Source organism: Sphingobacterium sp. GVS05A, assembly GCF_019969845.1.
Taxonomy (GTDB): domain Bacteria; phylum Bacteroidota; class Bacteroidia; order Sphingobacteriales; family Sphingobacteriaceae; genus Sphingobacterium.
The window spans coordinates 1076507-1088169 of the sequence record NZ_JAHXYR010000001.1 but is presented as its reverse complement, the minus strand read 5'-3'; the positions used below and the strand labels follow the sequence as shown (position 1 = coordinate 1088169).

The following is an 11663-nucleotide window of genomic DNA, read 5'->3' as shown; positions in this document are numbered from 1 at the left end:
TTTTCTTTTTGCATTATGCTACGACAAAATAATATTTCATGGAATTACCTATCAATTTATTATAATAGGAAAGAATGGTCACGTTTAGTATATGAAATCTTAGACTTTGAGCATAAGATAAGTTCTCTTTCCTTAAGATACTTAGTTTCTTTTTCGGAAGAAAAAGGAGAACATATTCGTTTGGCTATATCTTCACTACAGGAAAACCATAAAATTATACGGCATCTTTCTAATGCTATTTTCAGTAATTACCTCCAGTATAAGCCATCTTTAGAATCAAAACAATATATAGGGGGTTCCTTTTTCTGGATGTCTTATGAGAACAATACGCTGGTTTGGGATCGGTTTAAGCACATTGGATCCAGTACTTGGGAAAGAGAATTTTCTGAAACTACTTTTAAACTTATTATCACATTAACAGATGAAGATTTTTCATTAAATAACTTTCTTAATATCATACTTTATCTCTTAGTAAAATTAATCAAAAAAATACATGAAACCTATACAATAAATAATCGAAATATGATAGATTTGCCCTTCATAAATATAGATTACAAAAACGACCAAGAATTAAAAAACCTAGTTAATGAAAAAGAAGTTTTTGAATTATTGGATTCACATTACATCGATAGTGAGAAATCATCAACATTGGAGAAATGGCTCTCCTATACTCAATATTTCGATCAAAATATTTTACTAAGTTTCTCTTCTATGGAGGAATCTCTAACCTCTCAACTTGGAATAAATAGCCTTCATAAAAAATGGGTTCTCGCTGTAGTCAAAGAATGGTATACTAAGAAATGGTTTCCTCAACAAGTAGGCTAGTAAAAATGACCATAATTTGACAAACTTTAAAAGTAAAAAAAGCACTTATATCACCTATAAAAAATAATATTAATAATATATTGGAAAAACGAATCTCTGGGTTGTGTAAACTTTGAAAGAACTCTACTTGTTTAGACATGTATAATTATATTTTAAGAAAACGGATGGTATCTCAGTCCATGGCAATCAGCAAACAATTTCGCCAGCTATGTGCAAATGTCACCCTAAATCAGATACTTGATGAGCGTCGTGCTGAATTTGCCTGTGAATGGTGGGGCGAACGTTTCAATGACTTGGTTCGTACGGGGCGTGCAAAAGATGTCTTTGGCTCAAAATTCATTCCCGGTGTAAGCGAGTTTCTCCCTATACCACAGACCCAAATAGATGCAAATCCTAACTTTAGATAAATGAAGACAGCAGGAAGATTAATAACATTATTATTGCTAAACCTTCTCTTCGTTCCTATTGTATGGGGACAAAAAGGGAAAGTCATAAAAACAGCAATCGCCAAAGTTAACGGTGGCTTTACAATCATGCGTGGTGGAAAACCCTACTTTATCAAGGGAGCGGGCGGAACAAGCAATATGGAACAATTAAAAGCGTATGGAGGCAACTCCATACGTACTTGGAGTCCACAAGGCGCGGATGAAATCCTAAATAAAGCACAGCAGTTGGGGCTTACGGTCACCTTAGGGCTGGATGTGAAAACAGAAAGACACGGTTTCGATTATAACGATCAAACGGCGGTTGCCAAACAGAAAGAATACCTTCGCACAGTCATCCTGAAATACAAAGATCATCCAGCCTTATTGGCCTGGGGCATCGGCAATGAGCTCAACCTTCATTACAGCAATCCCAAAGTCTGGGATGCCGTCAATGATATTGCAAAAATGATCCATGAATTAGATCCCAATCACTTGGTAACGACCATGCTTGCGGGTATAAATCAAAAAGAGATTGATTATATCAAGTTAAAGTGTCCTGCTCTAGATCTTATTGCCGTGCAGGTATACGGTGGACTCGCCGCTGTTCCCCAAGAATTAAAAAAAGTAGGCTGGAATAAAGCTTATATCGTCACGGAATGGGGACCTACGGGCCATTGGGAAAGTCTACAGACTCCATGGGGAGCATCCATTGAGGAGAGCAGTAGTCAGAAGGCAGCCGTCTATAAATCCAGGTACGAAGCTTCGATCGGTCAGGACAAAAACTGCCTGGGTTCCTATGTCTTTCTGTGGGGACAAAAACAAGAACGCACACCAACCTGGTATGGTTTGTTTACCGAAGCGGGAGAAGAAAATGAAGTCGTTGATGTAATGCATTATCTCTGGTCGGGCAAATGGCCCAACAATCGGGCTCCGCAACTGGACTCCTTTTTGTTGGACAACAGGCAGGCAAAAGATTTTATCTATCTTGAATCAGGTGTGGAATATCCCATCGAAGTCTTTGTAAAAGATCCAGATGGGGATAAATTACAGATCCGTTGGGAACTCCTCCATGAGAGTACAGATCTTAAAGAAGGTGGTGACCGTGAAGAAAGACCTCAAGCACTATCCGACTATATCAAAAGTAATTTCGATACCAAGGGATCTATCACCGCTCCCACCAAAGCAGGCGCCTATCGCCTATTTGTTTATGCAAGCGATGGAAACAATAATGTCGCGACAGCGAATATTCCATTTTATGTGAATTCAGATTCGGCTAAAACAGGAGACATTACCTATCATTTTTCTCCTTCACCGAGCTGGTCCGACGAATTTAACTATTCGGGTCTACCAGATAAGAACAAATGGTCATACGATGTCGGTTCTTTAGATGACGGCTGGGGTAACAACGAACTGCAATATTATATGGGCGCATCATTAACGAATTCCAAGGTAGAAGATGGCCTGTTAAAGATTACAGCAAAAAAAGAAAATAAAGGCGGCAAATCCTATACCTCAGCTCGATTGGTCAGCAAGAATAAAGGCGATTTTACTTATGGAAGATTTGAGGCCCGTGCCAAATTACCTAAAGGTCGTGGCACCTGGCCTGCTATCTGGATGCTTCCGACCGATTGGAAATATGGAGGATGGCCCAACTCAGGTGAAATAGATATTCTCGAACATGTTGGCTACGATCAGGATGTCGTTCATATTTCGACGCATACCAAAGCTTACAATCATGGTATAAATACGCAAAAAACAAGTAAAAGACAGGTTACAGGAGTTTCCGATGAGTTTCACAACTATCGGGTTGACTGGACCCCCTCCTACATCAAAGGTTTTGTGGATGACCATGAAATCTTTCATGTTGACAATGAGCACAAGAGTTTTAAAGAATGGCCCTTTGACCAAAACTTCCATTGGCTCATCAATTTGGCAGTGGGTGGCAACTGGGGAGGCAAGGAAGGCGTCGATGACAGCATATTCCCTGTGACATTTGAAGTTGACTATGTACGTGTCTATGATTTACTAAATTAAAAGTTCATTCGATATTCCCGTTTTAAAACAAAACCGCTTGTCATAATCGCTTGACAAGCGGTTTTACTTTTTAGGATTGCTTCATTGCAGATTTAGCGAAAAACGAAGTAATCAATGATCCCGAACATGTTTTTTTGCTCAAAAGCAGGAAAAAGTAAGAACGTATTTATATTTTTGAAAACGCAAGCGGCGATTGACTTTTCTCTGTTCATCTTTTTGGTATGAAAGATTGGAAAAACTGCAATAGCCATTGCTTAATTAGAAAAACACCTGAGCTAAAACACTTACTATGTACAACTTTAAAAACGACTATTCGGAAGGGGCCCACCCCCGTATTTTAGATAAACTTATTGAAACCAATCTTGTGCAGCAATCCGGATATGGAGAGGATGAATATGCACAACAGGCAAAAGCAATTTTAAAAGAAAAATTAAACAACCCAGATGCAGGTATCTATTTCGTATCTGGAGGAACGCAAACAAATTTATTGGTCATATCGTTTTTGTTGCGTGTCCATGAGGCTGTAATAAGTGCAAAAACGGGACATATTGCAGCAAATGAAACAGGTGCAATCGAAGCCACCGGGCACAAAGTTATCACAACCGAAACGGCCGATGGGAAATTAAGGCCTGAAGATATTGGTAATGTTCTGGAGGCTTATGCGTTAGCTCCCCATGTCGTAAAACCACGTATTGTCTATATCTCCAATTCAACAGAAATTGGCACAATTTACACGCGTGATGAACTCAAGGCACTCTTTCAATTCTGTCAATCCCATCATTTGCTACTGTATCTCGATGGTGCCAGGTTGGGACATGCACTTACCGCTGAAAATAGCGATTTGACACTCGCTGCCATCAGCGAATATACCGATGTCTTTTATATTGGTGGCACCAAAAATGGAGCGCTTTTGGGAGAAGCCATTATCTTTAATAAACCTGAATTGGCTATAGATTTTGAATATGCAATCAAACAAAAAGGTGCTATGTTGGCCAAAGGGCGTATTCTTTCAATTCAGTTTCTAGAACTATTTAAAGATGATCTCTATTTCGATCTGGCTCGGCAGGCAAATGCCCTGGCCATGCGTATTGCGTCAGCAGTTCGTGAAAAGGGCTATACTTTTCTAACAGAATCCACCACAAATCAGTTGTTCCCTATTCTTCCAAAGAAGATCATTGAACGATTGAGCCAGCATTACCAATTCTATAACTGGAAAAATATCGATGCTGAGCATACCGCGATTCGACTCATCACCTCTTGGGCGACTGATGAGGAAAAAGTTGAAGCTTTTATTCGGGATTTGCAGGAAGCCTAAAGGAAAAGAGGATTATTTGCTGAGCGATAACTACTCTATAAAAGCAAAAAAAGCGCGCAAGGAAATAATAGAATCCTTGCGCGCTTCAGTTTTATAACAAAAAATTAATCTTTAGGTTCCAGTGCTCTCCATACACCAGCTGCGGCAGCTGCACCAACTAATGGCGCGACGATAAATAACCACAATTGCGATAATGCATTGCCTCCAGCAAGGATCGCAGGACCGAATGAACGCGCAGGATTAACCGAAGTACCCGTCACCGGGATCGCCACCAAGTGGATCAAAAGCAATGTAAATCCGATTGCTAAACCTGCCATAGTACCATTACCTACCTTTGAGGTTGTAGCCAATATGACGAAAAGAAAGAGAAAAGTTAAAACTGCTTCGATTAGGAAGGCTGAAGTTTGACCATACTCGTTTTGATAACCTTTTCCCCATCCATTGGATCCATAAGCCCACTCTCCTGCCGAAAAGCCGGCTAATTGCCCACTCAAAATCTGTTGCAATACAAAGGCACCCAAAAGTGCACCGATAAACTGCGCAATGATATAGACAATCGCGTCCTTAGCGGACATTTTTCCGGCCAGTAGTACGCCTACTGTCACCGCTGGGTTAATATGACAGCCCGAAATCCCTCCAATAGCGTAGGCGAAAACCACTACCGAAAGACCAAACGCTACAGCAATACCCAAGAGGCCTAGCCCTGAAAGTCCCCCCATGGTATTGGCTCCAGCAATAGCGGCCGCACCACAACCAAACAGTACCAAACCAAATGTTCCAATTAGTTCGGCAACAAACTTTGAAGATGTTTTAATTTCCATATGAATCTGTTTATAACTTAGTTAACTCTAATTTAATCATTTTTTATATAAAACAAGAATAACGAATAAATTATTGTAGAACAATATCTACATCCTCCGTAAATCAAAGCAGTCCTATATTTCTAGTTATATTCGATATTGCCTCGCTATTTCATTTCAACCTACCAGCGCTTCAACTTCCTGGATCAGCGCCTTGAGTATATCCCCCGTCGAATCATCCCGATAGAAATGAATGGATTGCCCTAGCCATATACCGACAAAATCTATATTTTTATTCGCTTTGGCAGCCGTTCGCAACGCATTCGTCAACTTATTTTGATAGGGATAAGGTAAAATATAATCGGTACCATCCAAGGTCTCAATAAAAGTGTTCTTTATCGCCCTAGTAAACCTTCCCGAAAAACTCCTGGTCAATACAATATCTGATTCTTTCACCCTACTTAGACGTTGTTTTTCAAAATCCAACAACGCACTTTCCTCGGATTTAAGCAATAAACTGCCAACCTGAAAACCAGCAGCTCCCAATTGTCTCGCCGCCAGCAAAGTATTGGCATTGTATATCCCGCCTGCATAAATCAAGGGTTTACTTATATGATCATGTACTTGCGACAACAATGCCAGTCCGCCAATCTGTGGAATAGCAATATCATTGAAGCTTCCGCGATGGCCACCAGCCTCTAGCCCCTGTACACAAATAATATCAACACCTGATTTTTCCAATATCAGGGCCTCCTCAACGGATGTGCAGGTACCGATCAGGATAATCTTATTTTCCTTTAAAAGACCTATGCTCCCATCGTCTAGATTGCCAAAAATAAAACTGACGATTCTGCACTGGCTTGCGATAATAGCAGCTACTTGTTCTCGATAATCCGTCAAATGAATTTCCTCAAACTTCGGTAGCACGACCGCTAGTCCATGCTGATGAGCTAATGCTGTTACAAAGGAACTCACCTTATCATAGTGGGATCTCAGACTTTCTGACAGCTCTGGCATGCTATTGACAAAGATATTGACTGCAAAAGGCCGTGTCGTCAGTTTTTTCGTTGCAGCAATGGCATTCATACATTTTTCGTAGGATAAATCTCCGAGGGCCAATGTACCTAAAGCGCCAATTCCTGAAGCTGCTGCGACCATTTCGGGGGTTGTAACACCAAACATAGGCGCTTGTACGATCGGATATATTGTACCTAATGACTGTGTAATTTGAGTTGACCAGTTCATGCCGAAGTGATTTTTATCATCAAAAGTTAAATAGGATAACTTAATTGTGATTTTAAACTAATTTACCGCTTTTATTGGGCATTTTGCAAGCATCAACCGCATTTATTCGACAAACTTTAAACCGGATAAAAAATTAATACTGTATATTTACCTAGGAAATACAATTTTATGAAAATAGCTTTCTTTTCAACCAAACCATACGATAAAATATTTTTTGAACGGGAAAACGAAACCTACGGTTTTCAATTCAATTTTTATGAAACCCATCTCGGACCTCATATTGTTAATGCAATTGACAATGAAGAGGTTGTTTGTGTTTTTGTCAATGACAAGTTGGACCGCACAGTGATAGAAATCCTTGCTCAAAAAGGCGTAAAATTAATCGCCTTGCGATGTGCAGGTTTCAATAATGTAGATTTGGATGCAGCGAAAGAATTTGGTATCCAAGTCTGTCGTGTGCCCGCATATTCTCCTGAAGCCGTTGCTGAACACACGATGGCCATGCTATTGACACTCAACCGAAAAACACACAAAGCCTATAATCGTGTCCGTGAGCAAAACTTTGCCTTAAATGGCTTGTTGGGCTTCAATATCTATCAAAAGAAGATTGGCGTTATCGGAACAGGGAAAATCGGGAAAGCCTTTATCCGAATTGCCCTCGGGTTTGGAGCGGAGGTCATCGCGTATGATCTGTATCCTGATCAGGACCTGATCACAGCCGGTGTTCAGTATACAACTCTTGATCAATTATTTAGGGACTCCGATATCATCTCATTGCATTGCCCCCTTACACCAGACAACCATTACCTCATCAACAAAGAATCGCTAGCAAAAATGAAGGATGGGGTAACCATTATCAATACGAGTCGTGGTAATCTTATTCATACCAATGATGCCATTAGCGCATTGAAAGAGCGAAAAATAGGATTGCTAGGAATTGATGTTTATGAACAGGAAGAGAAACTATTTTTTAAAGATCTTTCCACCGTTATTATAGAAGATGACACCATTCAGTTGTTGATGAGTTTTCCAAATGTTTTGGTTACAGCACATCAGGCCTTTTTCACAACAGAAGCGCTAACCCAAATTTCTCAACGCACATTAAAAAGTATTGGTGATATATTAACCACAGGCACGACCGACAATGAGGTAATCTTATAGCAGTACATCCAAAGGTCATTAATTTTTAACATGAATAATACAGAGAACAATAAAGTTTTGAAAGGCTTTTTATTGGCTGTTAGCGCAGCCATACTTTGGGGTGTTTCCGGAACTTTTGGTCAATTTCTTTTTCAACAACGAGGGGTAAATGTCGAATGGCTGATTACCATTAGAATGTTGGTAACAGGTGCTGTCCTCTTAATTTTAGCAAGAGCAAATAACCGCCGGGACTTATGGTCTATCTGGAGCAACCGTAAAGATGCCATTGACCTGCTCTTATTTAGTATTGTTGGTGTACTTGCTGTTCAATATTCCTATTTTGCTGCGATTAACTATTCCAATGCTGCTACAGCAACGGTGATGCAATACACTGGTCCGGTTATGATCGCGATCTATATTGCGTTAAAAGAGCGAAAATTTCCCAACGGCAAAACATGCCTCGCAATTTTACTGGCCGTATTAGGTACGTTTTTGCTGGTCACCCATGGTAAAATAGGAACATTGTCGATCTCTGGAATAGCCCTGTTCTTTGGAATAGTGTCGGCAGTAACACTGGCCTTTTATACCTTACAACCTGTTCATCTCCTTAATAAGTATAAATCAACAGTTGTCATTGGCTGGGGTATGCTCATTGGCGGAATCGCATTCTGTTTTGTCAGGGCTCCCTGGGATGTAGCTGGTCTCTGGGATATGCAGACCTATACCTATACATCGTTTATCGTTATTTTTGGAACCCTCATCCCTTTTTACGCGTACCTCACAGCAGTCAAATTAATTGGCGGTCAAAAAACCAGCCTTCTCGCTTCCGCAGAACCTTTATCAGCGGCATTAATGGCGGTATTATGGCTTAACACACCTTTTGCCTTTACCGACTGGATGGGCACTGCATGTATTATACTGACTATTGTTTTATTGGGAACCTCAAAAAAAGAAGAAATGCATACTGTATAGGAAACTACCAGGATGCATTACCTAATCCTTCCTATACACGTTCACTTTTATAGCTTAACCACCATTCGTCGAGCCGCTCAATAATTGGCAACAATGTTTTCCCCAGATCGCTGAGTTTATATTCTACCCGTGGTGGTGATTCTGCATAAATCTGTCGGCACAGGATACCATCGCGTTCCAACTCCCGTAATTGTACCGTTAATGTTGTCTGTGCCATATCGTCCATTTCCCTTCGTAATTCCCCAAACCGCTTAGGACACTCCCTTGCAATGGCTTTGATCAGTAAGACCTTCCATTTTCCGCCTATAATCTTGAAAATACCATTGACATCGCAACAACTTCCAAAAAACTCACTTTTTTTTTCGTCCATAATCACCTCATACTGACCATTAGTTCATAAAACCATACCAAGTACATAATTTATAACTACTTGATCATAAAAAATTTCCAAACTACTTTTGACTATAAAATTATCAAAAACTTTCTATATGCGCTTCCAAATTAAAGATTTGCTTCATATTTCTATCCTATCCATTGGCATCTTTTTGTTTGTCATCGATCTATTCATTATCAATGTTTCTTTACCGACCATACAGCATGCCTTAGATCTGAGTAATAGTGCGACACAATGGATCATTATCCTATATATCATTGGCTATGCTAGCCTGCTGATCAATGCAGGCAATGCCGGAGATTATTTTGGCAAAAAGAAATTATACCTACTGGGTATGGCCGGTTTTACTTTTGCTTCGATCTTATGTGGTCTGTCAACCAATATCTATTTCTTATTAATCGGCAGGCTGCTCCAGGGAATTAGTTCAGGTATGATGGTACCACAGGGCATCGCATTAATTACCTTACTTTTTGAAGATGCGACAAAACGATCAATGGCGTTGGGAATATATGGCAGTATTGCAGGTGTTGCCTCTGTCATTGGCCAGCTGCTTGGAGGATTGCTTCCTGACCAATCCTGGATACAGGAAAGCTGGCGTCTTATTTTCCTCATTAATATTCCCATTGGTATCCTTGCCTGCATTACCGCTTATCGTTATGTCCCTAGCGATCAGGCAAACCCCAAATCCACGATCTCATTTATACCGATGCTGACTTTATTTATACTCATGATAGGCATGATATACCCCTTGATCATGGGACCTGAACTGCATTGGCCGATCTGGTGTATCCTGCTGTTGGGGACCGCGCTCATCTTAACATTGCTGTTCCTGAAAAAGCAGAGGAGAGTATACCAAACCGGACAACAGGCGCTTTTTAACTTCTCACTATTTCGCAGCAAGGTTTTCAACCTTGGTCTGATAGCAGCACTAGCCTACTACATGGTCCAAGATGCCTATTTTATTATTAATTCCAATTATTTGCAGAATCACAAGAGCTACACTGCTACGATGACTGGTGTCGCTTTCGTTTACCAAGGTATTGGGTATGTCGTTGCAAGCCTTATGGTCAACAAGTTGATTCAACGTTATGGGAAAGCAGTGGTACTGGTCGGATTGGGCACAATGGTTATAGGTCTGTTCTTTCATCTGCTCGTTCTCAACAAAGAGATTATCGCGACTGATCAGCTTCATCTGCTATTTTTCATTTATGGGCTTGGATGTGGTAGTGTACTCCCCTCCTTGATGACACTCGCATTAAAAGATGTCAACAAGGAATTAATTGGTGTAGGATCTGCCATCTACCTCACGATACAACAGCTATCTATCTGCCTCGGTATTGCTTTTGTTGTCGGGCTTTTCCTACATGAAAAGGGAAACACCTTCTTCCAGCTGAATAATATTACTGCTGCTTATGGTTATGCGACGACAGTATCGATGCTATTACTCATCTTGGTTGTCTGTTGTATTGCCTACCTCCCCACAATTGGGAAAAAGAAAGACAATGGTATCACCGCTCAGCAAAATCATGACTGTGAAGTACTGAATTAATCTTTTCCTTCGTATTTTTTGAATAATGCATAATCATAAGGTATGTGCATACTGAGCGACTTTGCTTCCCATGTATCCCCACCTTCAGGAAGATAAAAATCATAGGCGTTGTCTAGGAAATTCTCCCCATTGGGAGCTTCTTGCCAAGTCTTCTTTTCGCGGTTATAGAGTAATATCATGCAGCTTACACAGTGTTGGTTGCCCTCTTTCTTGGGGTTTTCATAACATTTGCCAATTTTGATATTCAGCTTTTGTTCAATAATAACATCTGTCAATCGTCTATTCGTGAGATAGATTAAAGCCAATTGTGCATCTTCATCTGTTGGAGACTTCTTGGCAGGAATTAATTTATCAAATTGAGCATTTTTAATCTTTGCTATCTCAGCCGATTTGAATTCAGGAGCAAGAAGATTGGTATCTACAGGACGAAAGTCCTCCACATCAGCTACGCGGGTGACACCGGGTTCTAAGGAAGATCCCCGCGCTGCCGTATCAGCATCCAATGCAGCCGTCCCCTCATCATTTTTACCAAATACCTGAGCTAGTTCCGACAAATGATGTCCGATATGGTTAAAACCAACAACATAACGTAAAAAAACAAAACCTATCACAAGTACAGCTAAGCCTATTATTAAGCCCTTTTTACTTCCTGCTCCTTTGCTTTTGTCTTTTTCTACTTCCAAAAAAGAAGATGGTACAGGCTCTTGACGAACCGTGGAATTGCTGAGAGAAACTTCGTCATAATCAACTAAAAATAAGTCTTTACCATCGAAAAGATCAATATCACCTTCCTCAAACATTTGGACAATATCGCGGGCTGTTTTCAATTTTACATTTGCGCGATTGGCGATTAGTTTAATAGCGCCATCGTAATTACCCTGTTTAATTAAATCTATAATTATTTCTTTATCAATTTCGATCTTGTTGACGAGAATAGTTTTGTTCATCTGCTTGTATCTTATTT

Annotated in this window: 11 protein-coding genes; 7 read left to right on the top strand and 4 right to left on the bottom strand. The window is 40.2% G+C overall.

What is annotated here, in order from left to right; genetic code table 11:
* The first annotated feature begins 15 nt into the window (after positions 1 to 15).
* From LC454_RS04685 to LC454_RS04670, 4 genes are all read left to right on the top strand, one after another.
* On the top strand, positions 16 to 825 hold the full coding sequence (locus LC454_RS04685; RefSeq protein WP_223580094.1) for a hypothetical protein: 810 nt from the start codon (positions 16 to 18) through the stop codon (positions 823 to 825).
* A 137-nt stretch (positions 826 to 962) separates the two neighbouring features.
* Positions 963 to 1232, top strand: coding sequence for a RagB/SusD family nutrient uptake outer membrane protein (locus LC454_RS04680; protein ID WP_223580093.1), 270 nt, complete (start codon positions 963 to 965; stop codon positions 1230 to 1232).
* Positions 1233 to 3284 carry a glycoside hydrolase family 16 protein gene (locus tag LC454_RS04675; protein WP_223580090.1) on the top strand — a complete coding sequence of 684 codons (2052 nt, stop codon included), beginning with the start codon at positions 1233 to 1235 and terminating at the stop codon, positions 3282 to 3284.
* A 289-nt stretch (positions 3285 to 3573) separates the two neighbouring features.
* Entirely contained in the window at positions 3574 to 4599 is a 1026-nt protein-coding gene (locus LC454_RS04670; protein ID WP_223580088.1) for a threonine aldolase family protein, read from the top strand.
* Between the two features lie 104 nt (positions 4600 to 4703).
* Here the strand turns inward: LC454_RS04670 and LC454_RS04665 are convergent, their stop codons facing one another.
* Both LC454_RS04665 and LC454_RS04660 read right to left on the bottom strand, forming a co-directional pair.
* Entirely contained in the window at positions 4704 to 5420 is a 717-nt protein-coding gene (locus tag LC454_RS04665; protein WP_223580086.1) for an MIP family channel protein, read from the bottom strand.
* Between the two features lie 156 nt (positions 5421 to 5576).
* Positions 5577 to 6644, bottom strand: coding sequence for an NAD(P)H-dependent flavin oxidoreductase (locus tag LC454_RS04660; protein WP_223580084.1), 1068 nt, complete (start codon positions 6642 to 6644; stop codon positions 5577 to 5579).
* 168 nt (positions 6645 to 6812) lie between these two features.
* On the opposite strand from LC454_RS04660, the gene LC454_RS04655 reads away from it, so the two are divergent.
* Together LC454_RS04655 and LC454_RS04650 are read left to right on the top strand one after the other, a co-directional pair.
* The gene (locus LC454_RS04655) at positions 6813 to 7805 is read left to right on the top strand and encodes a 2-hydroxyacid dehydrogenase (RefSeq protein WP_223580082.1); all 993 of its coding nucleotides are present in this window, start codon (positions 6813 to 6815) and stop codon (positions 7803 to 7805) included.
* Positions 7806 to 7835: 30 nt separating this feature from the next.
* A complete protein-coding gene (locus tag LC454_RS04650) occupies positions 7836 to 8756 on the top strand; it encodes an EamA family transporter (RefSeq protein WP_223580080.1) in 921 nt (306 codons plus the stop codon).
* Positions 8757 to 8787: 31 nt separating this feature from the next.
* Here the strand turns inward: LC454_RS04650 and LC454_RS04645 are convergent, their stop codons facing one another.
* Complete coding sequence (locus LC454_RS04645; protein WP_120257919.1) at positions 8788 to 9126, bottom strand: winged helix-turn-helix transcriptional regulator; 339 nt, start codon at positions 9124 to 9126, stop codon at positions 8788 to 8790.
* A 118-nt stretch (positions 9127 to 9244) separates the two neighbouring features.
* Here LC454_RS04645 and LC454_RS04640 point away from each other — a divergent pair, with 118 nt between their 5' ends.
* Positions 9245 to 10699: an MFS transporter gene (locus LC454_RS04640; protein WP_223580078.1), complete on the top strand. Its 1455-nt coding sequence runs from the start codon at positions 9245 to 9247 to the stop codon at positions 10697 to 10699.
* Here LC454_RS04640 and LC454_RS04635 read toward each other — a convergent pair.
* On the bottom strand, positions 10696 to 11646 hold the full coding sequence (locus tag LC454_RS04635; RefSeq protein ID WP_223580077.1) for a hypothetical protein: 951 nt from the start codon (positions 11644 to 11646) through the stop codon (positions 10696 to 10698). The genes LC454_RS04640 and LC454_RS04635 overlap by 4 nt on opposite strands.
* Positions 11647 to 11663: the final 17 nt, after the last annotated feature.